Origin of the sequence: Kitasatospora sp. NPDC101176, from assembly GCF_044768035.1 — a bacterium.
Taxonomy (GTDB): Bacteria; Actinomycetota; Actinomycetes; order Streptomycetales; family Streptomycetaceae; genus Kitasatospora.
In genome coordinates this window covers 76,225-99,835 of the sequence record NZ_JBIWPA010000033.1, presented here as the reverse complement: position 1 = coordinate 99,835, position 23,611 = coordinate 76,225, and the positions used below count along the sequence as shown (strand labels likewise).

21 protein-coding genes, 5 tRNA genes and 1 pseudogene are annotated in these 23,611 nt (G+C 73.3%); 19 read left to right on the top strand and 8 right to left on the bottom strand.

Annotated features, from left to right (window positions below):
- Together ACIRS1_RS32145 and ACIRS1_RS32140 are read right to left on the bottom strand one after the other, a co-directional pair.
- A pseudogene (locus ACIRS1_RS32145) lies at window positions 1-91 on the bottom strand (roadblock/LC7 domain-containing protein); the annotation flags it as partial.
- A gap of 10 nt (window positions 92-101) precedes the next feature.
- Window positions 102-3,824, bottom strand: a complete 3,723-nt coding sequence (locus ACIRS1_RS32140; protein WP_402845666.1) for a nitrate- and nitrite sensing domain-containing protein — start codon at window positions 3,822-3,824, stop codon at window positions 102-104.
- A gap of 637 nt (window positions 3,825-4,461) precedes the next feature.
- Here ACIRS1_RS32140 and ACIRS1_RS32135 point away from each other — a divergent pair.
- From ACIRS1_RS32135 to ACIRS1_RS32100, 8 genes are all read left to right on the top strand, one after another.
- A complete protein-coding gene (locus ACIRS1_RS32135; protein ID WP_360222121.1) occupies window positions 4,462-4,686 on the top strand; it encodes a hypothetical protein in 225 nt (74 codons plus the stop codon).
- A gap of 245 nt (window positions 4,687-4,931) precedes the next feature.
- Window positions 4,932-5,732: a fumarylacetoacetate hydrolase family protein gene (locus tag ACIRS1_RS32130; protein ID WP_360222118.1), complete on the top strand. Its 801-nt coding sequence runs from the start codon at window positions 4,932-4,934 to the stop codon at window positions 5,730-5,732.
- The gene (gene gltX / locus ACIRS1_RS32125) at window positions 5,725-7,224 is read left to right on the top strand and encodes a glutamate--tRNA ligase (protein ID WP_402845665.1); all 1,500 of its coding nucleotides are present in this window, start codon (window positions 5,725-5,727) and stop codon (window positions 7,222-7,224) included. The genes ACIRS1_RS32130 and gltX overlap by 8 nt, the downstream gene beginning before the upstream one ends.
- Window positions 7,225-7,463: 239 nt before the next feature.
- A tRNA-Gln gene (locus ACIRS1_RS32120) sits at window positions 7,464-7,535 on the top strand.
- 37 nt (window positions 7,536-7,572) lie between these two features.
- Window positions 7,573-7,645 (top strand) — tRNA-Glu (locus tag ACIRS1_RS32115).
- A 27-nt stretch (window positions 7,646-7,672) separates the two neighbouring features.
- Window positions 7,673-7,745: transfer RNA gene (locus ACIRS1_RS32110), tRNA-Glu, on the top strand.
- Window positions 7,746-7,771: 26 nt separating this feature from the next.
- Window positions 7,772-7,844: transfer RNA gene (locus ACIRS1_RS32105), tRNA-Glu, on the top strand.
- Window positions 7,845-7,893: 49 nt separating this feature from the next.
- Window positions 7,894-7,968: transfer RNA gene (locus ACIRS1_RS32100), tRNA-Gln, on the top strand.
- 162 nt (window positions 7,969-8,130) lie between these two features.
- Here the strand turns inward: ACIRS1_RS32100 and ACIRS1_RS32095 are convergent.
- Window positions 8,131-8,844, bottom strand: a complete 714-nt coding sequence (locus ACIRS1_RS32095) for an IclR family transcriptional regulator (protein ID WP_030306825.1) — start codon at window positions 8,842-8,844, stop codon at window positions 8,131-8,133.
- Window positions 8,845-9,077: 233 nt separating this feature from the next.
- On the opposite strand from ACIRS1_RS32095, the gene leuC reads away from it, so the two are divergent.
- The 4 genes from leuC (at window position 9,078) to ACIRS1_RS32075 (ending at window position 12,525) form a co-directional block, all read left to right on the top strand.
- The gene (gene leuC, locus ACIRS1_RS32090) at window positions 9,078-10,499 is read left to right on the top strand and encodes a 3-isopropylmalate dehydratase large subunit (RefSeq protein ID WP_360222112.1); all 1,422 of its coding nucleotides are present in this window, start codon (window positions 9,078-9,080) and stop codon (window positions 10,497-10,499) included.
- 5 nt (window positions 10,500-10,504) lie between these two features.
- Window positions 10,505-11,101 carry a 3-isopropylmalate dehydratase small subunit gene (leuD, locus tag ACIRS1_RS32085; RefSeq protein WP_360222109.1) on the top strand — a complete coding sequence of 199 codons (597 nt, stop codon included), beginning with the start codon at window positions 10,505-10,507 and terminating at the stop codon, window positions 11,099-11,101.
- 181 nt (window positions 11,102-11,282) lie between these two features.
- Entirely contained in the window at window positions 11,283-11,630 is a 348-nt protein-coding gene (locus tag ACIRS1_RS32080) for a hypothetical protein (RefSeq protein WP_396318281.1), read from the top strand.
- A 133-nt stretch (window positions 11,631-11,763) separates the two neighbouring features.
- On the top strand, window positions 11,764-12,525 hold the full coding sequence (locus ACIRS1_RS32075) for an HU family DNA-binding protein (RefSeq protein ID WP_396318280.1): 762 nt from the start codon (window positions 11,764-11,766) through the stop codon (window positions 12,523-12,525).
- Between the two features lie 169 nt (window positions 12,526-12,694).
- Here the strand turns inward: ACIRS1_RS32075 and ACIRS1_RS32070 are convergent, their stop codons facing one another.
- Together ACIRS1_RS32070 and cofC are read right to left on the bottom strand one after the other, a co-directional pair.
- A complete protein-coding gene (locus tag ACIRS1_RS32070; RefSeq protein ID WP_402845664.1) occupies window positions 12,695-12,916 on the bottom strand; it encodes a hypothetical protein in 222 nt (73 codons plus the stop codon).
- A 71-nt stretch (window positions 12,917-12,987) separates the two neighbouring features.
- The gene (gene cofC, locus ACIRS1_RS32065) at window positions 12,988-13,701 is read right to left on the bottom strand and encodes a 2-phospho-L-lactate guanylyltransferase (RefSeq protein ID WP_402845663.1); all 714 of its coding nucleotides are present in this window, start codon (window positions 13,699-13,701) and stop codon (window positions 12,988-12,990) included.
- A gap of 231 nt (window positions 13,702-13,932) precedes the next feature.
- Here cofC and ACIRS1_RS32060 point away from each other — a divergent pair, with 231 nt between their 5' ends.
- The 3 genes from ACIRS1_RS32060 to ACIRS1_RS32050 all read left to right on the top strand — a co-directional run bounded on the left by ACIRS1_RS32060 (window position 13,933) and on the right by ACIRS1_RS32050 (window position 16,985).
- Window positions 13,933-14,757 carry a lysophospholipid acyltransferase family protein gene (locus ACIRS1_RS32060; RefSeq protein WP_360222097.1) on the top strand — a complete coding sequence of 275 codons (825 nt, stop codon included), beginning with the start codon at window positions 13,933-13,935 and terminating at the stop codon, window positions 14,755-14,757.
- Window positions 14,754-15,755, top strand: coding sequence for an NAD(P)H-dependent glycerol-3-phosphate dehydrogenase (locus ACIRS1_RS32055; RefSeq protein WP_360222094.1), 1,002 nt, complete (start codon window positions 14,754-14,756; stop codon window positions 15,753-15,755). Before ACIRS1_RS32060 ends, ACIRS1_RS32055 begins: the two co-directional genes overlap by 4 nt.
- Before the next feature lie 84 nt (window positions 15,756-15,839).
- Complete coding sequence (locus ACIRS1_RS32050) at window positions 15,840-16,985, top strand: D-alanine--D-alanine ligase family protein (RefSeq protein WP_402845662.1); 1,146 nt, start codon at window positions 15,840-15,842, stop codon at window positions 16,983-16,985.
- Between the two features lie 66 nt (window positions 16,986-17,051).
- Here ACIRS1_RS32050 and ACIRS1_RS32045 read toward each other — a convergent pair whose 3' ends face one another.
- Both ACIRS1_RS32045 and ACIRS1_RS32040 read right to left on the bottom strand, forming a co-directional pair.
- Window positions 17,052-17,570, bottom strand: a complete 519-nt coding sequence (locus tag ACIRS1_RS32045) for a DUF3515 domain-containing protein (RefSeq protein ID WP_360222088.1) — start codon at window positions 17,568-17,570, stop codon at window positions 17,052-17,054.
- 20 nt (window positions 17,571-17,590) lie between these two features.
- A complete protein-coding gene (locus tag ACIRS1_RS32040) occupies window positions 17,591-17,824 on the bottom strand; it encodes an Lrp/AsnC ligand binding domain-containing protein (protein WP_360222085.1) in 234 nt (77 codons plus the stop codon).
- A gap of 207 nt (window positions 17,825-18,031) precedes the next feature.
- On the opposite strand from ACIRS1_RS32040, the gene ACIRS1_RS32035 reads away from it, so the two are divergent.
- The 3 genes from ACIRS1_RS32035 to thiD all read left to right on the top strand — a co-directional run bounded on the left by ACIRS1_RS32035 (window position 18,032) and on the right by thiD (window position 21,107).
- On the top strand, window positions 18,032-18,997 hold the full coding sequence (locus ACIRS1_RS32035; RefSeq protein WP_360222082.1) for a thiamine-phosphate kinase: 966 nt from the start codon (window positions 18,032-18,034) through the stop codon (window positions 18,995-18,997).
- 215 nt (window positions 18,998-19,212) lie between these two features.
- Window positions 19,213-20,238, top strand: coding sequence for an ATP-dependent 6-phosphofructokinase (locus ACIRS1_RS32030; RefSeq protein WP_360222079.1), 1,026 nt, complete (start codon window positions 19,213-19,215; stop codon window positions 20,236-20,238).
- A 23-nt stretch (window positions 20,239-20,261) separates the two neighbouring features.
- Window positions 20,262-21,107: a bifunctional hydroxymethylpyrimidine kinase/phosphomethylpyrimidine kinase gene (gene thiD, locus ACIRS1_RS32025; protein ID WP_402845661.1), complete on the top strand. Its 846-nt coding sequence runs from the start codon at window positions 20,262-20,264 to the stop codon at window positions 21,105-21,107.
- Window positions 21,108-21,421: 314 nt separating this feature from the next.
- On the opposite strand, the gene rpmB is transcribed toward thiD, so the two are convergent.
- Window positions 21,422-21,607, bottom strand: coding sequence for a 50S ribosomal protein L28 (gene rpmB / locus ACIRS1_RS32020; protein WP_014138233.1), 186 nt, complete (start codon window positions 21,605-21,607; stop codon window positions 21,422-21,424).
- 167 nt (window positions 21,608-21,774) lie between these two features.
- Between rpmB and ACIRS1_RS32015 the strand changes: the two genes are divergently transcribed.
- Complete coding sequence (locus tag ACIRS1_RS32015) at window positions 21,775-23,538, top strand: DAK2 domain-containing protein (RefSeq protein ID WP_402845669.1); 1,764 nt, start codon at window positions 21,775-21,777, stop codon at window positions 23,536-23,538.
- Window positions 23,539-23,611: the final 73 nt, after the last annotated feature.

The window sequence follows — 23,611 nt, the reverse complement described above, 5'->3', positions numbered from 1 at the left end:
CGGCGGAGACCACCACGGTGTGGGACACCCCGGGGGTGTTGTCCACGAAATTGGTGATCAGCCAGTTCAGGTTCTGTGCGGCCTGGCTCATCTGATTCAACTCAACGCTCCTGATGCTCTGCGCCGTTGCCGTCGGTCCGGCCACCGAAACTATCGAATCCGCCCTGCTGGGCACCATGCTGGAAGCCCGACGGGTTGGTCTGCTCGGCCCCGGCGCGGCGACCCTGCTGGATGCCGCGGCGCAGGTTGGTGAGCCGGCCGCGGACCTCCTCGGGTGCCCGGGAGACCTGCGGACCGGTCATCGGCGAGGCCTCGGCGGTACCGGAGACCAGGTTGGCCTGCGGGGTCCGCCGGGGGAGACCGGACATGGTGACACCGTTGGTCGAGGGCTCGCGGACCTGCTCGGCCCGGCGCCAGCGCTCGTCGTTCGCGGACGGGCGCCACGGGGCGTCGCCGGGGCCGGGCTGCGGCTGCTGCGGGGGCTGCTGCTGGCCCTGCGGGGCCTGCTGTCCCTGCGGTGCCTGCGGAGCCTGCTGTCCCTGCTGGGGCTGGGGCTGGCGGGCCTGCGGGGCCTGGCCCTGCTGCTGGAGCTCCGGGGCGGAGGTGCCGGGCCGGCGCGGCTGGTACGTCCGCTGCCGCGCCTGCTGCTGGCCCTGCTGGCCGGCGTCCTGCGGCTGCCACGGCTGGTCGGCCGCGCCCTGGGACGGACCGGTCGGCAGCGCCATCGGCTCCGGACGGACCGGCTCCTGACGGACCTGCTCGGGGCGCACCTGCTCCGGACGCGCCGGGTTCGGCACGTTCGGCAGCACCGGCTCCACCAGACCGAGGCCCAGCGGGTCGCGCGGGTCGATCTGGCTGGCCTCGAAACGGGGCCGGGCGAGCTGCTGGGTGCTCTCCAGCGGGGCCGGCTCGGCCGCGGGCAGCGGCTGGGGCTGCTGCTGCGGGGGCAGCTGCGGCTGGCGGTCGCGCTGCGGCATGTCCGGTCCCGGGCGCTGCGGGCGGCGCTGGCCCTGCGGCCCGGGGCGGCCCTGCGGCGCACCCGGGCCCTGCGGACCGGGCTGGCCCTGCGGACCGCCCTGGCCCTGCGGGACCGGCCGGCGCTGCGGCAGCCCGTCCTGCGGACGGTTGCCCGGGCGGGCGCCCTGCTGCGGCGCACCCGGCCGACCCGGCCGGCCGTGCTGCGGCTGCTCGCCGGTGCGGGGGCCCGGAGCGCCCTCGAACTCGCCGTTCGGGCGCGGACGCTCCTGGCCGGGGCGGCCCTGGGCGGGCGGCTGCTGGCCGCGGCGGGGCAGGCCGCCGGGGCCGCCCTGGGCCGGGCCCTGGCCGTTGCCGCCGCGCTGCGGCAGGCCGCCCTGCGGGGCCTGCTGGGGCTGCTGGGACTGCGGGGCCTGCTGGGCCGGGCCCTGGCGGTTGGCGCCGCGCTGGGGCAGGCCGCCCTGCGGGGCCTGCTGGGGCTGCTGCCCCTGGCCCTGCGGGATCGGGTTCTCGCGCAGCGACTGACCGGCCTGGCGGGTCGGCAGACCGCCCGCGCGGCCGCCGGGCGCACCCGGGCCAGCCGGCGCACCGGGGCCACCCGGCGCGGCCGGACCGCCCTGACCGAGCTGCGGGCGGCCGCCCTGCGGGGCGCCGGCCTGGCCCTGGCCGAGCGCGGCCGGGCCGCCCTGGCCGGGCGGCACCTGGCGCTGCTGGCGCGGCGTCGGGGCGACCCCGCGCTGCTGCTTGGCCTGCGCGGAGCCGGGGCGGGCGGCGCCGCGGCGGTCGGCGGAGGTGGTGACGTCCACCGGGAGCATGACGAGCGCGGTGGTGCCACCGGAGTCGCTGGGGCGCAGCTGGATGCGGATGCCGTGTCGCAGGGACAGGCGGCCGACCACGAAGAGGCCCATGCGGCGGGAGACGGAGACGTCCACCGTCGGCGGGTTGGCGAGGCGCTCGTTGATGTCCGCGAGGTCGTCGGGGCTCAGGCCGATGCCGGTGTCGTGGATCTCGACCAGCACGCGGCCGTCGGGCAGCGCGTGGCCGGTGACCCGGACGCGGGTCTGCGGGCTGGAGAACGAGGTGGCGTTCTCGAGCAGCTCGGCGAGGAGGTGGACGAGGTCGTTGACGACGCGGCCGGCGACCTCGGCCGACGGCACGGTGGCGAGCTCGATGCGCTCGTACTGCTCCACCTCGGAGGCGGCGGCGCGGAGCACGTCGACCAGCGGGACGGGCCTGGTCCAGCGGCGGCCCGGGTCCTCACCGGCGAGGACGAGGAGGTTTTCGCCGTTGCGGCGCATACGGGTCGCGAGGTGGTCCAGCTTGAAGAGGTTGGCCAGCTGGTCCGGGTCCGCCTCGCGGCTCTCCAGCTCGGAGATGAGCGACAGCTGGCGCTGGATGAGGCCCTGGCTGCGGCGGGAGAGGTTGGTGAACATCGCGTTGATGTTGCCTCGCAGGAGGGCCTGCTCGGCGGCGAGGCGGACGGCCTCGCTGTGCACCATGTCGAACGCGTGCGCCACGTGGCCGATCTCGTCGGTCGAGTCGACGGCGACCGGCTCGACCGTGGTGTCGACGTCGTGCGGGTCGCTCTCGGAGAGGGTCTTGACCAGCTCGGGCAGGCGGCGCTCGGCGACGTCCTCGGCCGCGGCCTGCAGGCGGGTCAGCGAGCGCACCATCGAGCGGGCGATCAGACCGGCGCCACCGAGGGCGACGAGCAGCACGAGGGCGACGGCGGCACCGATGATGATGGCCTCGGTGTCGGCCTGGGACTGCAGGTCCTGGGCCTTTCCGTCGAGGTCCTCGATGAGCTTGGACTCGATCCGGCGCTCGGCGGTGATCTTGGCGCTGGCCTTCTCGTACCAGTCCTTGTAGGTCACCGGGTCGGTCTGGTGGATACCGCTCTGCTGGAGGATCGAGCGCGCGTAGCGGTCGGCGTCGGCGACCACCGAGTTGTAGCTGAGCTGGCCGCGCAGGTTGTCCAGGTCGTGGGCGGTGTAGATGTTGTTGAAGCTGGTGAGCGCGTTGTCGTAGGAGGCGCGCAGGCGGATGCCGAAGGACTCGTCGCTCAGGCTGAGGTCGGGGCCCTTGGGGTTGGCGAGCGCGGCGCTGATCAGGGCGCGCTGCTGCGAGGTGGCGTTCTTGGCGAGCGAGAACTGCTGGAGCGCCCGGGTCGCGACGACCAGGTCCTTGTTGTTCGACGCGAGCGCGATGTCCTGGGTGATGGAGAGCAGGTCGCGGATGATCACGTCGTAGGCGGTGATCGTCGACTGGATGTTCTGGTTGTTCTGGTACGGCGTGTTGCGCGCGTCGGAGATCGAGTTCAGGTCCTTGCGGATCTGGAAGAGCAGCGCCTTGCCGCCGGAGAGCTCGAGGTTCTCGAACTTGTCCGAGGACGCGGTGAAGGTGCGGCTGAGGTCGTCCGTCTCCTTGCGGGCGGTGACGATGTCGTCGTCGAGCGGGTCGTTGGGGCGCGCGGTGATCGGGCCCGCGCTGATGTCGCGTTCCTTCTGCAGCGCGTCCGCGAGGTTGGTCGCCTTCTTGGCCAGGTCGGAGAGGTTGGCCATCTGGGCGAGTTGCTGCGAGGCCTCCATCGAGGTCTGGATCCGCAGGCCACCGAGGACGAGGGAGACCAGGACGGGGAGGGCGAGCAGCGCGATCAGTCGGGTCCGGATGCGCCAGTTGCGCATCGCGAGCCGGCTCAGACCGGTGGCGCGGCGCCTGGTCAGGGTCGTCCGGAGTTTGTCCCGGGTGGACTTGCGCTCCTGGCCGTCGCCGTCCGGGCGGCCGGGGGCCTCGGGCGCCACCGGCTCGGCCGGGCCGCCGGGGGCCGCCGCCTGCTGGGGGGCTGCCACAGGCTCACGCGACTCCGGGTTTCCCGCGGCGCCGCTACCCCTTTTGAAACGTCCCTGCACTGGCGTCGCAACCTCTGGACCGGGCGTCCCACCGCGTCGCCGCGGCCTGGACGGTGTCGAGTTTCCATCCGCTCCCCGGCCGGTCCGGGTGAGCGGGTCACCGGGGTGGACTTCTCCCTACCCACGGTCCGTGGCATTCCAGCACAGCCGGGGAATCCCAACAAGGGCCGCCAGGGCACACCTCCCGGCGCTACCGACCGCGTGCGCGGTCTCACTGACTGTGCGGTAACCGGACCGGAATACCGCCTTTTTCGGACACTCGCCGGATACATGCCAAGCGAGCCCTAGATCGAAAAGAGTCACAGACCTTCCGGAATGCCCGGAATCTGCCGTATGTCGGGAAATTCCGATGCGGCGATATGTCGGATATCTGCGTTTTGCTCATGAATTTGTGAGCAAAATCACAGCCGTATGTATAGCTTTGGTCACGGTGCCTGTGGAATGAGATCTCGTAACCTGGGCTGTCTCCGGAGCACGGCCCCGATCAGCCTGCCCAGAACCCCTCCGAATCAATCGGAATCACTCAGGCCGGTGCCGATCCGCCGCGATCCCCGGCCGCTACCACGAGGTGCTCTCGATGTCCCTGGCGAAGAAGAAGGCCACCCAGTCCACGCTGTCCTGCGGCTCCACGGCGAACCCGCGCCGCACGACGCTGGCCTCGGTCGCGGACTTCGCCGCGATCCCGGGCGCCCGCAAGCCCGAGGACGTCGTCACGTACGCCACCGAGCTGCCGACCAGCACGGCCAACCCGCGCCGCACCCAGCTGATGGTCGCCCCGGTCGTCGCCGTCCCGCAGGACTGACCGGACCGCGCCGGGACCGGGCGCCGCGGCCACCCCCCGGGGGCGGCCGCGGCGCCCGTTCGCGCTTCCCGGGGCCGCACCCGCGGCTCCCGCCCCGACCGGGCTGAACAGGGGCAAAGCGGTCCGCCGGGGCCGCGCGCGATAGCCTGGACGACGATTGACGGGACCGCGCCCACCACGGGCGGGGCGCCCACCAGCGCCCGGGCGCGCCCCGGGCGGCCGACGAAGCGAGGGGTAGCCCAGCCGTGCGCATTGCCAGGTTTTCCGTCCGGGAAGGGAGCCCTGCCGCCGGCAGCGTCTCCTTCGGCGTCGTGGAGGGCGATCCCTCCCAGCCCGACTCGCTGGTCGTCCACGCGCTGGCCGGCCACCCGTTCGGCCAGCCCCAGCCCACCGGCGAGAGCTACCGCTTCCAGGACGTCCGGCTGCTCAGCCCGATGCTCCCCAACAAGATCGTGGCCGTCGGCCGCAACTACGCGGCGCACGCGGCCGAGCTGGGCCACGACGTCCCGGACCTCCCGCTCACCTTCTTCAAACCGTCGACCTCGGTGATCGGCCCGACCGAGAACATCGCGTACCCGCCGTTCTCCTCGGACGTCCACCACGAGGCCGAACTCGCCGTGGTGATCGGCCGGATGTGCCGCGAGGTGCCGCTGGACCGGGTGCCCGAGGTGATCCTCGGCTACACCTGCGCCAACGACGTCACCGCGCGGGACGTCCAGCAGCGCGAGGGCCAGTGGGCCCGGGCCAAGGGCTTCGACACCTCCTGCCCGCTGGGCCCGTGGATCGAGACCGACGTGGACCCGGCCGACCTGGCCGTCACCTGCACGGTCAACGGCGAGCTCCGGCAGGCCGGCCGCACCTCCCAGATGGTCCGCTCGGTCGCCGAGCTGATCGTCCACGTCTCCGAGGCCATGACGCTGCTGCCCGGCGACGTCATCCTCACCGGCACGCCCGCAGGGGTGGGCCCGCTCAACGTCGGCGACGAGGTCGCCGTCTCCATCGAAGGCATCGGCACTCTCACCAACAAGGTGATCAAGCGTGGCTAACTCAAACCCGGCCGTCCGGGTTCGCTTCTGTCCGTCCCCGACCGGGAACCCGCACGTGGGCCTGGTCCGCACCGCCCTCTTCAACTGGGCCTTCGCCCGCCACAACGGCGGCACGCTGGTCTTCCGGATCGAGGACACCGACTCGGCCCGCGACTCCGAGGAGTCGTACGAGCAGCTGCTGGACGCCATGCGCTGGCTGGGCTTCGACTGGGACGAGGGCCCGGAGGTCGGCGGCCCGCACGAGCCGTACCGCCAGTCCCAGCGGATGGACATCTACGCCGACGTCGCCCGCCGCCTGCACGAGGCCGGCCACGCGTACCACTGCTACTGCAGCACCGAGGAGCTGGACGCCCGCCGCGAGGCCGCCCGCGCGGCCGGCAAGCCCTCCGGCTACGACGGCCACTGCCGCGACCTGACCGACGAGCAGGTCGCGGTCTACAAGCTGGAGAAGCGCGAGCCGATCCTGCGCTTCCGGATGCCCGACCGCACCATCAGCTTCGACGACCTGGTGCGCGGCACGCTCACCTTCGAGCCGGAGAACGTGCCGGACTACGGCATCGTCCGGGCCAACGGCGCGCCGCTGTACACCCTGGTCAACCCGGTGGACGACGCCCTGATGGGCATCACCCACGTGCTGCGCGGCGAGGACCTGCTGTCCTCCACCCCGCGGCAGATCGCGCTGTACGCCGCGCTCGCCGAGATCGGCGTCGGCGACGGCGGCACCCCGCGCTTCGGCCACCTGCCGTACGTCATGGGCGAGGGCAACAAGAAGCTCTCCAAGCGCGACCCGCAGGCCTCGCTCAACCTGTACCGCGAGCGCGGCTTCATCCCCGAGGGCCTGCTCAACTACCTGTCCCTGCTGGGCTGGTCGCTGGCCGAGGACCGGGACCTCTTCGGCGTGGACGAGCTGGTCGCCGCCTTCGACATCGCCAAGGTGAACGCCAACCCGGCCCGCTTCGACCTGAAGAAGTGCGAGGCGATCAACGCCGAGCACGTCCGCCGGCTGGCCCCGGAGGACTTCGTCCGCCGCCTGGTGCCGTACCTGCAGGCCCCCGGCCTGCTGCCGGCCGAGCCGACGGCCGAGCAGCTGGACCTGCTCGCGAAGATCGCGCCGCTCACCCAGGAGCGGATGGTCGTGCTGAGCGAGATCGTGAACATGGCCGGCTTCCTGTTCGTCGAACCGGCCGACTTCACCGTCGACCCGGACGACGCCGCCAAGGCGCTGACCGCCGACTCCCGCCCGGTGCTGGAGGCCAGCGTCAAGGCGCTGGAGGCGCTCGGCGACTTCAGCCCGGAGCCGATCCAGGCCGCGCTGCGCGAGGCGCTGGTGGACGGGCTGGGCATCAAGCCCAAGTTCGCGTTCACCCCGCTGCGGGTGGCCGTCACCGGCCGCCGCGTCTCCCCGCCGCTGTTCGAGTCGATGGAGCTGCTCGGGCGCCCCGAGACGCTGCGCCGGCTGAACGCCGCCCTGGAGGCGCCCCCGGCCGCCTGAGCGGGTCGTGGAGCAGGTCGCGGGCCCGGCTTCGTGCCGGGCCCGCGGCGTACCCGGACGTCACCGGACGGCCGCCCGGCGGCTGCCTGGGGTTATCGATTTTGGAGCCAGGGCAGACGTCGGGTAATGTTCTTTCTGCGCCGCCCGGGAGGGAACGGACGAGGGAGCGAAAGCCCCCCGGCCGGGACGGAACGAGAGGCGCAACGCCTGAGAAGATCCCGACGAGGGTTCAACTCTGGTGGGGTATGGTGTAATTGGCAGCACGAGTGATTCTGGTTCATTTAGTCTAGGTTCGAGTCCTGGTACCCCAGCGCAGTACGCAAGTACCGCAGTACAAATGAAGATCAAGCCCCCGTTGTGTAGCGGCCTAGCACGCTGCCCTCTCACGGCAGTAGCGCCGGTTCGAATCCGGTCGGGGGTACGGATCCCGCAAGGGATCACCTGGAAAGCCCCCGTTGTGTAGCGGCCTAGCACGCTGCCCTCTCACGGCAGTAGCGCCGGTTCGAATCCGGTCGGGGGTACGGATCCCGCAAGGGATCGCCAGGAAGCCCCCGTTGTGTAGCGGCCTAGCACGCTGCCCTCTCACGGCAGTAGCGCCGGTTCGAATCCGGTCGGGGGTACTTCAGAGCAGGAAGCCGGTGGGTCACCCCATCGGCCCTTGCTTTGTGTTGGGGTATGGTGTAATTGGCAGCACGAGTGATTCTGGTTCATTTAGTCTAGGTTCGAGTCCTGGTACCCCAGCCAGAAAAGGAAGGCCCCGGTTCCCGGGGTCTTTTTGCATTTCCGGACGGGGCTCCGCTCCGGACGGGGTTCCGCTCCGGACGGGGTTCCGCAATTCCCCGCGGACCCGGAACGGCCGAAGGGCCCCGCTCCACGAGCGGGGCCCTTCCCGGTGTTCCGGGGTGATCAGCTGCGGCGGAGGGCCTCGGTCAGCCGGTTCGCGGCCTCGATGATGGCCTGGGCGTGCAGCCGGCCCGGGTGGCGGGTCAGCCGCTCGATCGGGCCGGAGACCGAGACGGCGGCCACCACCCGGTTGGAGGGGCCGCGCACGGGGGCGGAGACGGACGCGACGCCCGGCTCCCGCTCGCCGATCGACTGGGCCCAGCCGCGCCGCCGGACGCCGCTGAGGGCGGTGGCGGTGAAGCGGGCGCCCTGGAGGCCGCGGTGCAGCCGCTCGGGCTCCTCCCAGGCCAGCAGGACCTGGGCCGCCGAGCCGGCCTTCATCGGCAGGGTGCTGCCGACCGGGACGGTGTCCCGCAGGCCGGAGAGCCGCTCGGCGGCGGCTACGCAGATCCGCATCTCGCCCTGGCGGCGGTAGAGCTGTGCGCTCTCGCCCGTGACGTCGCGCAGGTGGGTCAGGACCGGGCCCGCGGTGGCGAGCAGCCGGTCCTCGCCCGCCGCGGCGGAGAGTTCGGAGAGACGGGGGCCGAGGATGAAGCGCCCCTGCATGTCCCTGGTGACCAGACGGTGGTGTTCGAGTGCGACGGCGAGTCTGTGGGCCGTGGGGCGCGCCAGACCGGTGGCGGCGACCAGCCCCGCCAACGTGGCGGGGCCCGACTCCAGTGCGCTGAGCACCAGAGCGGCCTTGTCGAGAACGCCGACGCCGCTAGAGTTGTCCATGCCCTAAGACTGCAGTCTCAGTCCGCGAGACGCAAGTTCAATCTTCCGGGAAAAGCGCCACTCTGGATGCAGCAGCCCGGGAGACATCCAGGATGCGGCCTCACCAAGGTGTCCGCATCGTGGACAGCGATCCGGCGTGCAGGTCGCGCGGACCGTGCCCCCTACAGGGTGGCGGCAACTTCGACCTCGACGACACGAGAAGGCCGGCAACGCGGCCGGCTGGAGGGAATCCGATGGGACGGACACTCGCAGAGAAGGTCTGGGACGACCACGTCGTGCGGCGCGCGGAGGGGGAGCCCGACCTGCTCTTCATCGACCTGCACCTGCTCCACGAAGTGACCAGCCCGCAGGCCTTCGACGGGCTGCGGCTGGCCGGGCGGAAGGTCCGCCGCACCGATCTGACGATCGCGACCGAGGACCACAACACCCCCACCCTCGACATCGACAAGCCCATCGCCGACCCGGTCTCGAAGGTCCAGCTGGAGACCCTGCGCCGCAACGCCGCCGAGTTCGGCGTCCGGATCCACTCGCTCGGCGACGTCGAGCAGGGCGTCGTGCACGTGGTCGGCCCCCAGCTGGGCCTGACCCAGCCCGGCATGACCGTGGTCTGCGGCGACTCCCACACCTCCACCCACGGCGCCTTCGGCGCGCTGGCGTTCGGCATCGGCACCAGCCAGGTCGAGCACGTGCTGGCGACCCAGACCCTGCCGCTGGCACCGTTCCGGACGATGGCGATCACCGTCGAGGGCGAGCTGCCCGAGGGCGTCACCGCCAAGGACCTGATCCTGGCCGTCATCGCCAGGATCGGCACCGGCGGCGGCCAGGGGTACGTCCTGGAGTACCGCGGTTCGGCGATCCGGGGCCTGTCCATGGAGGCCCGGATGACCATCTGCAACATGTCGATCGAGGCGGGCGCCCGGGCCGGCATGATCGCCCCGGACGAGACCACCTTCGCCTACCTCAAGGACCGTCCGCACGCCCCGCAGGGCGAGGACTGGGACGCGGCCGTCGCGTACTGGGAGACCCTGGGCACCGACGAGGACGCGGTCTTCGACCACGAGATCTTCATCGACGCCGCCGAGCTGACCCCGTTCGTCACCTGGGGCACCAACCCCGGCCAGGGCGCCCCGCTGGGCTCCCGGGTACCGGACCCGGCCTCCTTCGCCGACCCGCAGGAGCGGACGGCCGCCGAGAACGCCCTGGCCTACATGGGCCTGGAGGCCGGCACCCCGCTGCGCGAGGTCAAGGTCGACGCGGTCTTCGTGGGCTCCTGCACCAACGGGCGGATCGAGGACCTGCGCGCCGCCGCCGCCGTGCTGGAGGGCCGCCGGATCGCGGACGGGGTGCGGATGCTGGTCGTCCCCGGCTCCGTCCGGGTCGCCCTGCAGGCCGTCGAGGAGGGCCTGGACAAGGTGTTCACCGCGGCCGGCGCCGAGTGGCGGCACGCGGGCTGCTCGATGTGCCTGGGCATGAACCCCGACCAGCTCGCCCCCGGCGAGCGCTGCGCCTCCACCTCGAACCGCAACTTCGAGGGCCGGCAGGGCAAGGGCGGCCGCACCCACCTGGTCTCCCCGCAGGTCGCCGCGGCGACCGCCGTCCTGGGCCGCCTGGCCGCCCCTTCCGACCTGACCAGCACCGTGGCTGTGGAGGCCTGAGAACCATGGAGAAGTTCACCACCCACACCGGCCGGGCCGTCCCGCTGCGCCGCTCCAACGTGGACACCGACCAGATCATCCCGGCGCACTGGCTGAAGAAGGTCACCCGCTCCGGCTTCGAGGACGGCCTGTTCGAGGCCTGGCGCAAGGACGAGTCGTTCATCCTCAACCGGCCCGAGCGCCAGGGGGCCACCGTGCTGGTGGCCGGCCCCGAGTTCGGCACCGGCTCCTCCCGCGAGCACGCCGTCTGGGCGCTGCAGAACTACGGCTTCCACGCGGTCATCTCGTCCCGCTTCGCCGACATCTTCCGGGGCAACTCCCTGAAGAACGGCCTGCTGACGGTGGTCCTCCCGCAGGAGACCGTGGAACAGCTCTGGGCGCTCACGGAGAGTGACCATTCGGCCGAGATCACCGTCGACCTGGAGGCCCGCGAAGTGCGCGCCGAAGGCGTCACGGCCTCCTTCGAACTGGACGACAACGTCCGGTGGCGGCTGCTCAACGGGCTGGACGACATCAGCATCACTCTGCAGAACGAGGCCGACATCGCGGCCTTCGAGACCACCCGTCCCGCCTTCAAGCCCCGTACTCTGCCGGTGGCCTGAGATCCCCTCAGAACAAGCATTCTGACGATCCGCCGGATGGCCCGCCTCCCCTTCGGGGGGGCGGGCCATCCGCCGTTCCGGAGCACGAGTTACCGCCGGGGCCCGCCCCGGATTGCCCATTTGGCTTTGCCGGAGAGGGCCCCGCGCAAGTACAACTGCGGGTAGATGGCACAATCAGTACATGCACCGGCACCATGAACCTCCGTACGCGGGCGGCGAACCCGCGGCCCCGGAGTCCGTGGGCCGGGGATCCGAACGCCGAATTGACGATCGGCCGGACGTCACCTCCGCACCAGCTGAGGGGCCGGACGACCAGGAAGTCGCAGCGCTCTACGCGCTTGTGGCCGAGCGGTTGAAGCAAGCTCACGCCCGCGTGCATGCGCTGAACGTGTCTGCCGATGCAAAGACCGCTCTCACCCGTCAACTCCTCATCGTCACCGAGACCGCCAAGCGCGATCTTCCGGAGGCGGCAAGGCGGTTGAGTCGCTTTGTACATGACCTCGACGAGGGGCGCCCGCCCGTCGCCTGAGGTCGCCGACGCGCAAATCCATTGCGACACTAGGGTGATTCGCGCGTTTGGTAATTGAAAGTCCGCAGATACATACCTAACGTGCGAAAAGAACGGATGGAATCATCCGGCGCCCGTTTCCGAAGGGGAAGACGTGAACAAGGCTCAGCTTGTCGAAGCGGTGGCCGAGCAGCTGGGCGGTCGCAAGGCTGCCGCAGAGGCCGTCGACGCAGTGCTCGACACCATGGTCCGCGCCGTTGTGGCCGGTGACCGTGTCTCGGTCACCGGGTTCGGCACCTTCGAGAAGGTGGAGCGCTCCGCGCGCTTCGCCCGCAACCCGCAGACCGGCGAGAAGGTCAAGGTCAAGAAGACCTCGGTGCCCCGCTTCCGTCCCGGCCAGGGCTTCAAGGACCTGGTCAGCGGCAGCAAGAAGCTGCCGAAGGAAGGCCCCTCGGTGAAGAAGGCCCCCAAGGGATCCCTCACCCCGGGCAAGAGCGGCGTCGCCGCCACCCCGGCCGCCAAGCGCGCGGCCACCAAGCGTGCTGCCACGGCCGCGAAGACCACCGCCGCGAAGACCGCCGCCGCTCCGGCCGCGACCAAGAAGGCCGCCGCGAAGAAGGCGACCACCACGGCCGCCGCCAAGAAGACCACGGCCACCGCCGCCAAGACGACGGCCGCCGCGGCGAAGAAGGCGACCGCCACCAAGAAGGCGACCACCGCCGCCGCGAAGAAGACCTCCGCGGCCGCGACCAAGAAGTCGGCCGCCACCGCCGCCAAGAAGGCGACCACCACGGCCGCCGCCAAGAAGACCACCACCGCCGCCGCCAAGAAGGCAACCGCCACGGCCAAGAAGACGGCTCCGGCGAAGAAGACCGCCACCCGCAAGACCACCGCGCGCAAGACCACTGCCAAGTAGTCCCGCCCGGCGGTCCCCGGACGGCCTCCGGCCTTCGGCCCTGAGCCGCGGCACCCCCCTCCGTGACGCACGGGGAACGGGTCGCCGCGGCTCTCTCGGTTTCCGGGCGCTCAGTCGGCAATCCGGGGCGGCCGTCGGCCGGGCCCCGTCGGCCGGGCCGCGGGGCCGCTCAGCCGTCGGCTGGGTCCGGGAAGGTCTGGAGCGTCAGGAAGACCACCCGGCGGGTGCCGCCGTTGCCCTCGGTGCGGATCCGCACCCGCTGGCCGGGGCGCAGCAGCCGCAGGCCGCCGGCGTCGAAGGCGGCCGCGTCGAACGGCACCGGGGTCCCGTCGTCGAGCAGCACGGAGCCGGCCCGGGTGGCGGGGTCGAAGGTGAACGCGGTGGCCTGCATGGCAGCAGCATATCGAGCGGCACCGACAGTCCCGGGGCTTGTCCGTCGATCGGCGCGCCCGCCGGTCGCCGTCAGGCGGGAGCCGCCGGCAGGCCCGGCCCCGGGGCGTGCCCCAGGCGGGCGAAGAGCGGGCCGGTGTGCGGGCCGAGGCCGAGCGCCGCGGCCTCGCCCAGGTCCGTGCCGTTGTCCACGTCGCGGCGCACCGACTCCACGCCCGCCAGGCGCAGTTCGAGCGCCCCGCCGGCCGCGTGCCGGGCCCGGGAGCCGTCCCCGAAGGCGGGGGCGAGCGGACGGCCGGGGGTGCAGGCCAGCAGGGTGGTGCCGAAGCCGGGGGAGTCCGGCAGGAAGGCCCGGCCGTCGGGCGGCACCGCCCCCAGGACCCGGGCCAGTTCGGCCGGGCGCAGGGCCGGCAGGTCCGCCGAGAGGACGGCCAGCGGCGAGCGCGGGGCGAGCGCCCGGGCGGCGGAGGCGCCGTGTGCCAGCGCCGCGTTGAGGCCGCCGCCGGGTTCGTCGGCGACCACCCGTGCGCCGAGCGCCGCCAGCCGGGCGCCGGCCGCGGCGTCCCGCGTGACCACCAGGACGCGGGCGACGCCCGGGGTGGCCAGCGCGGCGGTGACGGTGTCGAGCGCGAAGGACAGTGCGAGGACCGCCCGGTGCGCTCCGGCGTACGGGGCCAGCCGGCTCTTCGCCAGCGCGAGCGGCTTGAGCGGCAGTACGAGCGACCAGCCGGCGGCGGGTGCGGCGGGCGCGACGGGCCCGCTGGGGCGTACGGTGTCCTGGGTCATCGGCGTCATTGTGACGCCGGTCCCGGAGCCCTCGCCAGGCCGTCCGAGCTGTGCGGACGTGCGTTTGATCACGCCTGCCGGGCGCGTTGGCGCGGTCGCTCGACAGCCGGTGAGCAGCCGGGCGACACTGGTCCGCGCCCGCGGCCCGGGCGCCGGTCCACACCGGTGCGCGGCACCGGGAGGCCATGACCGCGGCACCCCACGTGCCGCACGGAAAGAGGAGGAGCCGGGGTGGCCCGCCGCTCGTACGCCAAGTTCGGCAACGCCGACTACGGCATCTGGTACCGCTTCGCGGCCGTGCTGGTGAAGCCGGTGACGACCGCCCTGGTGAAGCCCGACTGGCGGGGCTGGGAGCACCTTCCGAAGGAAGGCGGCTTCATCGCCGCGGTGAACCACAATTCGATCATCGACCCGGTGATCTACGCGCACTGGCAGTACAACAGCGGGCGTCCGCCGCGCATTCTCGGCAAGTCCTCGCTGTTCTCGATTCCCTTCATCGGATTCATGCTGCGCAAGACCGGCCAGATTCCGGTGTTCCGCGAGTCCACCGACGCCGCGCAGGCGTTCCGGGCCGCCATCGACGCCGTCGACAACGGCCAGTGCGTGCAGTTCTACCCGGAGGGAACGCTCACCCGGGACCCGGACCTGTGGCCGATGACCGGCAAGAGCGGCGTCGCCCGGGTCGCGCTGATGACCGGGGCGCCGGTCATCCCCGTCGCGCACTGGGGCGCGCACGAGATCATCCCGCCGTACGGCCGGGCCGGCTACGGGAAGGGCAGGTTCAACCTCTTCCCGCGGCACCGGGTCACGGTGGCCGCCGGGCCCCCGGTGGACCTGAGCCGCTACCAGGGCCAGGAGCTGACCGCCCAGGTGCTCAACGACGCCACCGAGGACATCATGGCGGCGATCACCGAGGTGCTGGCCGGCATCCGCGGCGAGGAGCCGCCCGCCGAGCGCTTCGACATGCGCAAGGCCGCCCGGCAGCGGGCCGCCGCGGCCGTGGCCGAGCGGCGGCGCGCCAAGGGCGGCGACGGCGTCGAGGAGGCCGGCCGGTGACCCGGGTCGCAGTGTTCGGGACGGGGTCCTGGGGGACCGCCTTCGCGATGGTGCTGGCGGACGCGGGCTGCGAGGTGACGCTCTGGGGCCGCCGCTGGGAGCTGGTGGACGCGATCCACACCACCCACGAGAACCCGGACTACCTGCCCGGCGTCCGGCTGCCGTCGTCCATCACGGCCACCGTCGACGCCGCCGCGGCGCTGGCCGGGGCCGACTTCGCGGTGCTCGCGGTGCCCTCGCAGACGGTGCGCGACAACCTGGCCGGCTGGGCGTCCCTGATCGAGCCGCAGACCGTCCTGGTCAGCCTCATGAAGGGCATCGAACTCGGCACCGCCAAGCGGATGAGCGAGGTCATCGCCGAGGTCGCCAAGGTCGGCCCGGAGCGGGTCGCGGTGGTCAGCGGGCCCAACCTGGCGAAGGAGATCGCCAACCGGCAGCCGGCAGCCAGCGTGGTGGCCTGCGTCGACGAGGCGGTCGCCAAGCGGCTCCAGGCGGCCTGCCACACGCCGTACTTCCGCCCGTACACCAACACCGACGTGGTGGGCTGCGAGCTCGGCGGGGCGGTCAAGAACGTCATCGGCCTGGCGGTCGGCATGGCCGCCGGCATGGGCCTCGGCGACAACACCAAGGCGACGCTGATCACCCGGGGGCTGGCCGAGACCACCCGGCTCGGCGAGGTGCTCGGCGCCGACCCGCACACCTTCGCCGGGCTCGCCGGGATGGGCGACCTGGTCGCGACCTGCTCGTCCCCGCTGTCGCGCAACAACACCTTCGGCATGAACCTGGGCCGGGGCATGTCGCTCGCGGAGACCATCGCGGCCACCCGGCAGACCGCGGAGGGCGTCAAGTCCTGCGAGTCGGTGCTCGACCTGGCCCGGCGCAACGGGGTCGACATGCCGATCGTCGAGGCGGTGGTGGACGTGGTGCACAACGGCCGGCCCACCCAGGAGGCGCTGCAGGCCCTGATGTCCCGCTCGGCGAAGGCCGAACGGCGCTGAGGCGGTGCCGGGGAGGGCGGCCGGCACCGTTCCCGGGGCGGCTGACGTCCCGGAAACACGTCGCACGGTAGTCTCAATCGCGATATGAGCATCGAACAGACCTCCCCGAACCCGTCCGCTGCGAAGCCGCGCGTCGCGCTGGTCTTCGGCGGCCGCAGCTCCGAGCACGCCATCTCGGTCTCCACCGCGGGCAGCGTGCTCAGGGCGATCGACCGCGACACGTACGACGTGCTGCCGATCGGCATCACGCACGAGGGCCGCTGGGCGCTGGCCAGCGACGAGCCCGCCCGGATGGCCATCACCGACGGCGTGCTGCCGGACGTGGCGCACGTCGCCGAGTCCGTGGCCGGCCAGGTCGCGCTGCCGATCGCCCCGGGCGACCGCGAGGTCGTCCTGAGCGAGCCGGGGAGCGCCCCCAAGGCCCTCGGCGAGGTCGACGTGGTCTTCCCGCTGCTGCACGGCCCCTGGGGCGAGGACGGCACCCTGCAGGGCCTGCTGGAGCTCTCCGGCGTGCCGTACGTCGGCAACGGCGTGCTCGCCAGCGCGGTCGGCATGGACAAGGAGTTCACCAAGCGGGTCCTGGCCTCGCACGGCCTGGGCGTCGGCCGGTACACCGTCGTCCGGCCGCGCGAGTGGGAGAGCGAGCAGGGCCGCGCCGCGGTGCGCGAGCGGGCCGCCGAGCTGGGCCTGCCGCTGTTCGTGAAGCCGTGCCGGGCCGGTTCCAGCATGGGCATCACCAAGGTCAAGGACCTGGCCGACCTCGACGCCGCGATCGAGGAGGCCCGCCGCCACGACCCCAAGCTGATCATCGAGGCCGGTGTGACCGGCCGCGAGATCGAGTGCGGCGTCCTGGAGTTCGAGGACGGCCCGCGGGCCAGCGTGCCCGGCGAGATCATGGTCGGCGGCGGCTACGAGTTCTACGACTTCGAGGCCAAGTACATCGACTCCTCCGAGGTGCGCATCCCGGCGGAGCTCGGCGCTGAGGAGACCGCCGAGATCCGCCGCCAGGCGCTGGCCGCGTTCGAGGCGCTGGGCTGCGAGGGCCTGGCCCGGGTGGACTTCTTCCTGCTGGAGGACGGCACCTGGATGATCAACGAGGTCAACACGATGCCCGGCTTCACCCCGATCTCGGCCTTCCCGAAGATGTGGGAGGCCACCGGGGTGCCCTACCCCGAGCTGATCGACCGGCTGCTCCGCGCCGCGCTGGACCGTTCCACCGGTCTGCGGTAGCGGCCCGACCGCGACAACGGAGGGTGGGCCGGGAGGAGTCCCGGCCCACCCTCCGCGGCGTACCGGTCAGCCCGGGACGGTGGCCTTCACCGCCGGGGTGACGGCGGCGGCCGGGTCGAAGGGGTTCTGCGCGGCGCCGGCCGGGACGGTCACCTCGACGTAGGCGGCGCGCATCGTCGTCACGAAGCGGTAGCCGCCGTCGGAGAGCCGCTGCGACCACCAGGTGACGTCGTCCACGGTCGGTGACCAGTCCTTGGCGTGCTCGCCGTCCAGCTGTTCGGGGCGGTCGACGCCGCAGCGCAGCACGGTGCGCGGCGAGCCGCCCCACGCCGCCACGTACGGGGAGGCGGGGGACGGGTCCTTCCGGGGGTGGCCGAGCAGCTCCTGCGGCAGCGCCGCGGCGAGCGCACGGCAGTACCCGGCCGCCCGGCCGCCCGGGCTGGGCACCGCCACGCTCTCGTCGGGGGAGCTCCAACTCCCCAGCAGCACCACGAGCGTGCAGGTCAGCGCGAGCGGCAGGGCCAGCCAGCGGAGCGGCGCGGGCAGCGCCGCCAGCGCCCGGGTGATGCGGAGTTCTGTGGCCACCCGCCGATGGTAGCCGGGGCTTACAGGTGGACCACCGGACAGGTCAGGGTGCGGGTGATGCCCTCGACCTGCTGGACCTTGGCCACCACCAGGCGGCCCAGGTCGTCCACGGTGTCGGCCTCGGCCCGGACGATCACGTCGTACGGTCCGGTGACGTCCTCGGCCTGGAGCACGCCGGGAATCTTGGAGATCGACTCGGCCACTGCGGTGGCCTTGCCGACCTCGGTCTGGATCAGGATGTATGCCTGTACCACGGGGGCCTCCCGGCGGCCGGTTACGGGGATCGCCGCCGTGATCGCCCGGTCAGGCGTCGGGTGGGACCGGGCTCACCGGCAGTCTGATCACCACGCTACCGCGCGGTGGGCCGGGGAGGGGAGACCCCGACACCCCCGAAGGGCGTACGCTGCGCGCGGGGGAGCGCGACGGGGACCAGTTCTGAGGGAAACGCGAGAGGACGGCAGATGCAGGGGACCGTGGGCGAGCTCGGCGAGTTCGGTCTCATCAGGGAGCTCACCGCCCGGGTGCCGCTCACCGACGCGGTCGACCTCGGCCCGGGTGACGACGCCGCGGTGGTGAAGGCGCCGGACGGCCGGGTGGTGGCCACCACGGACGTCCTGATCGAGAACCGGCACTTCCGCCGGGACTGGTCCACCGCCTACGACGTGGGCCGCAAGGCCGCCGCCCAGAACCTCGCCGACGTGGCCGCGATGGGCGCGGTGCCGACCGCGATACTGCTCGGCCTGGTGGCCCCCGCGGACCTGCCGACCACCTGGGCCACCGAGCTGATGGACGGGCTGCGCGACGAGTGCCAGGTCGCCGGGGCGACGGTGGTCGGCGGCGACGTGGTGCGCGGCGACACCGTCACCCTGGCGATCACGGCGCTCGGCGACCTGCAGGGGCGCGCGGCGGTGACGCGCTCCGGCGCTCAGGTCGGCGACGTGGTCGCGGTGACCGGCTGGCTCGGCTGGTCGGCCGCCGGGCTGACCGTGCTGCAGCGCGGCTTCCGCTCCCCGCGGGCCTTCGTCGAGGCGCACCGCCGCCCCGAGCCGCCGTACCACGCGGGCCCGGCCGCCGCCGAGTTGGGCGCGACCTCGATGATCGACGTGAGCGACGGACTGGTCGCCGACCTCGGCCACGTGGCCCGCGCCAGCGAGGTCGACATCGACCTCAAGGCCGCCGACTTCGACGTCCCGGCGCAGATGGCCGACATCGGCCAGGCCGTCGGCGTGGACCCGCTGGTCTGGGTGCTGTCCGGCGGCGAGGACCACGCGATCGTGGCGACCTTCCCGCGCGGGGTCCAACTCCCCGCCCGCTGGCGGGTGGTGGGCGAGGTGACCGGCCGCCCCCGGGGCAGCCGCAGCGGCCGGGTGACGGTGGACGGCGCGCCCTGGGACCGGGTCGGCGGCTGGGACCACTTCGCCGAGTGACGGACGGCGCCGGACGCCCGCGCCGACTCTCCTACGGCGCACGGGGGATGGCGTCCGGACACGGGTGCAGTGGATCGCGCGCCGGACGTGCGGCGGACGGGCTTCGCCGGGGGGTTTTGCGTAGTCTTCCGACTACCGAGAGTCTTGCGACTACCGGGCCCGCCCGCCGTCCGGCGCGGGTGGTCCGAGCCACTGCGAGCGGGAGCACGTCAACCATGCGCATCGGGGTACTGACAAGCGGCGGCGACTGCCCCGGCCTGAACGCGGTGATCCGCTCCGTGGTGCACCGCGGGACGGACGTGCACGGGGACGAGATCGTCGGCATCGAGGACGGCTTCCTCGGTCTCATCGAGGGGCGCACCCGGCCGGTCTCGCACGACGACGTCACCGGTCTGCTCACCCTCGGCGGCACCATCCTGGGCTCCGCCCGGGTCCAGCGGGACCGGATCGCCTGGGCGGTGGACAACGCCCGCACGCTGGCCCGGGACATCGGCATCGACGCGCTGATCGCGATCGGCGGCGAGGGGACGCTGACCGCGGCCCGGCTGTTCAGCGACGCCGGGCTGCCGGTCGTGGGGGTGCCCAAGACCATCGACAACGACATCGACGCCACCGACGTCACCTTCGGCTTCGACACCGCGGTGCACGTGGCGACCGAGGCGATCGACCGGCTGAAGACCACCGCGGAGTCCCACCAGCGCGTCATGGTCGTCGAGTTGATGGGCCGGCACACCGGCTGGATCACCCTCACCGCGGGCATGGCCGCCGGCGCGCACGGCATCCTCATCCCGGAGAAGCCCTTCGACATCGAGGCGGTGGCCCGGATGGTCGAGGACCGGTTCGCCCGCGGCAAGAAGTTCGCCATCATCGCCGTCGCCGAGGGCGCCGCCCCGCAGCCCGGCACCATGCGCTTCGACCACGGCGACGTCGACCAGTTCGGGCACCGGACCTTCGGCGGGATCGGCAACCGGCTCGCCCACGAGCTGGAGGACCTGCTCGGCAAGGAGGCCCGGCCGGTCATCCTCGGGCACACCCAGCGCGGCGGCACCCCGACCGCGCGGGACCGGGTGCTCGCCTCCCGCTTCGGCTGGCACGCGGTCGAGGCCGTCCACAAGGGCGCGTTCGGGCACTTCACCGCGCTGCGCCGGACCGGGATCGAGCTGGTCCCGATCGCCGCCGCGGTGACCAGGCTCAAGACGGTGCCGGAGGACCGCTGGGCGGAATCCGAGGCCGTGCTCTGAACCGCCGGAGGTAGGTTGGCCCCATGGCCCTCCCGTCTCCCGCCCCCGCCCCCGGTCGACCCGCTCCGCACGACCCCTCCGGCGCCCCGCCCCGCGTCCTCACCGTCGCCGGCTCCGACTCCGGCGGCGGCGCCGGCATCCAGGCCGACCTCAAGGCGATGCTCGCACTCGGCGTCCACGGCATGAGCGTGATCACCGCCGTCACCGCGCAGAACTCGCTCGGCGTCCAGGGCTACTGGGAACTGCCCGCCGAGGCCGTCCGGGCCCAGTTCCGCAGCGTGGTCGACGACATCGGGGTCCAGGCCGTGAAGACCGGCATGCTCGCCTCGATCGAACTCGTCGAGACCGTCTCCGACCTGCTCGCCGGGGTGGACGCCCCGGTGGTGGTCGACCCGGTCGGCGTCTCCAAGCACGGGGACGCCCTGCTGGCCGCCGAGGCCGTCGCCACCGTCCGCGAGCGGCTGCTGCCGGTCGCCACCCTGGCCACCCCCAACCTGCACGAGGTGACGCAGCTCACCGGCCGGACCGTCGACGACGAGGCCGGGATGCTGGACGCCGCCAGGGCCCTGCTCGACCTCGGGCCGCGCTGGGTGCTGGTCAAGGGCGGCCACCTGGAGGGCGAGGCCGCCGACCTGCTCTACGGCGGCCCCGGCGAGGAGCACTGGTACCGGGCGCCGCGCTACGACAACCGGCACACCCACGGCACCGGCTGCACGCTGGCCAGCGCGATCGCCGCCGGACTGGCCAAGGGGCAGCCGCTGCCCGAGGCGGTCGGCTCGGCCAAGGAGTACATCACCGGCGCGATCGCCGGGGGCTTCGCGCTCGGCGCGGGGATCGGCCCGGTCGACCACGCCTGGCGCTGGCGCTGACCACGGCGGTGGGGGGGGGCGCGGGGCCCCCCCCCCCCGGGGGGGGCCCCCGGGGGCAAACCCGGACCCCCGGGCCACCGCGGGGCCGCCGCGGAAAACGCGGGGGCGCCCGCGCGGGGGGGGGGGGGGGGGGGGGGGGCGGGGGGGGGGGGCGCGGGGCCCGCCCCCCCGGGGGGGGGGGGGGCCGGCGGCGGGGGGGGGGGCGGCCCCCCCCCCCCCCCCCCCGCGGGGGAGGCCCCGGGCGGAAAACAGTGAAGCCGGTCCATCCGAGGATGGACCGGCTTCACTGGAGGACCGGCATGCCGGTCTGCGCGTCAGCGCGAGACCTTACCGGCCTTGATGCACGAGGTGCAGACGTTGAGCCGCTTCGGCGTCCGCCCAATCACAGCGCGCACCGTCTGGATGTTGGGGTTCCAACGACGGGGGGTACGGCGGTGCGAGTGGGAGATGCTGTTGCCGAAGCCCGGCCCCTTGCCGCAGACGTCGCAGTTGGCAGCCACAGGAGTCACTCCAAGACTTCAGATCATTTACGTTCGACAACCCCTGTGAACCAGCGGAACACTCGCGTGAACCGGACCGGGCCGAGGGGTGCGCCCGGATTGTTCCAGGCAACCGGAAGAGCATACAACGCTTGCTCCCGTTCAACGAAACTACCATGACCGGCCGGGTGATCGCCCCGGTCGGCCGTCCCGGCGGCCCTCCCCGGCCCCCGATAACCTGCCGGTATCACCCCTCGCCGCAGCCCTGGCTGTGCTGCTGCCCCGCAGGGCGTCGCGGCGTCCGATCCGGAGGAGACCCGGTGCTGCACACGCTCGACGCCCCGGCCGTGCGCACCTGGTGCCAGCTCGCCCTGCGCGCGCTCGGCCAGGCCCGGGAGGAGATCGACGCGCTCAACGTGTACCCCGTCCCGGACGGGGACACCGGCACCAACCTCTACCTCACCGTCGAGTCCGCTGCCGCCGAGGTGGAGAGCCGCTTCACCGACCCCGCCGACGGGCCCGCCCCGGGCCTGGCCGACACGGTGCGGGCGATGGCCCGCGGTGCGCTGGTCGGCGCCCGCGGCAACTCCGGGGTGATCCTCGCCCAGTGGCTGCGCGGCACCGCCGAGACGCTCGCCGAGGGCGGCGGCGCCGACCAGCTGCGGGCCGCCCTGCAGCGGGCCGCCGACTCCGCCTACCAGGCCGTCGCGGAGCCCGTCGAGGGCACCCTGCTCACCGTCGCCCGGGTCGCGGCCCGGGAGGCCGTCCGGGCCGGGGACGGGCTCGCGCAGGTCGCCGACACCGCCCACCGGGCCGCCCGGGACGCCCTGCGGCACACTCCGGAACAGCTCGCCGTGCTGGCCGAGAACGGCGTCGTGGACGCGGGCGGGCGCGGACTGGTGGCCGTCCTCGGGGCGCTCGCCGACGCCGTCGCCGGCCAGCAGCCGATGGGCCCGGTCGCGCTGCGCGACGACGTCCGGGCGGTCGACAGCTGCGAGGTGCACGTGCGACCGCCCGGCCCCGGCCACCCCGCCTTCGAGGTCATCTACCTGCTGGACGCGGCCGACGAGGCCCTGCCCGCGCTGCGCGAGCGGCTCGGCGGCCTCGGCGACTCGCTGGTGATCGGCGGCGGCGACGGCCTGTGGAACGTGCACGTCCACGTGGACGACGCGGGCGCCGCCGTCGAGGCCGGGGTGCGGGCCGGGCGGCCGCACCAGATCCGGATCACCCACTTCGCCGAGGCCGCCGCCCGGGCCGGCCGCGCCGCGGAGCGCGGCGAACGCGAGGAGCGCGCCCGCGCGGTGCTCTCCGTGGTCTCCGGCACGGGGCTCGCCGAGCTGTGCGAGCAGGCCGGCGCCCTGGTGCTGCACGCCGACCCGGACCGCCCGCCGGCCAGCGCCGAACTCGCCGCGGCCGTCCGCCGCTCGGCCGCCCGCGAGGTCGTCCTGCTGCTCAACGACCCCGAACTGCGGGCCGCCGCCGGGGCCGCCGCCGACCAGCTGCGCGAGGAGGGCGTGCGGATCGCCGTGCTGCCCACCCGCTCGCCGGTGCAGGGGCTGGCGGCGCTCGCGGTGCACGAGGCGGGCCGCCGCTTCGACGAGGACGTGGTCGCCATGACCTCCGCGGCCGGTGCCACCCGGTACGCCGAACTCGCCGTCGCCGAGGGGGAGTCCTGGACGATGGCCGGGGTCTGCCAGGCCGGGGACGTGCTCGGCCTGATCGACGGCGACGTGGCGGTGATCGGCACGGGCCTGGACGAGGTCGGGACGAGCGTGCTGGACCGGATGCTCGGCGCGGGCGGCGAACTCGTCACCCTGGTGCTCGGCGACGGCGCCGACGAGGCGCTCGCCGGGCGCCTCGTCGCGCACGCCCGGCACCGGCGGCCGGAGGTGGACGCGGTGGTCTTCCACGGCGGCCAGGAGTCCGCGCCGCTGCTCATCGGCGTCGAGTGAACCCGCCGCCCGGGTCGGCGCGGGTCGGCCGCCGGAAGGCCCGGACTGTCGGCCCCGTGGTGTAAACAAGGGC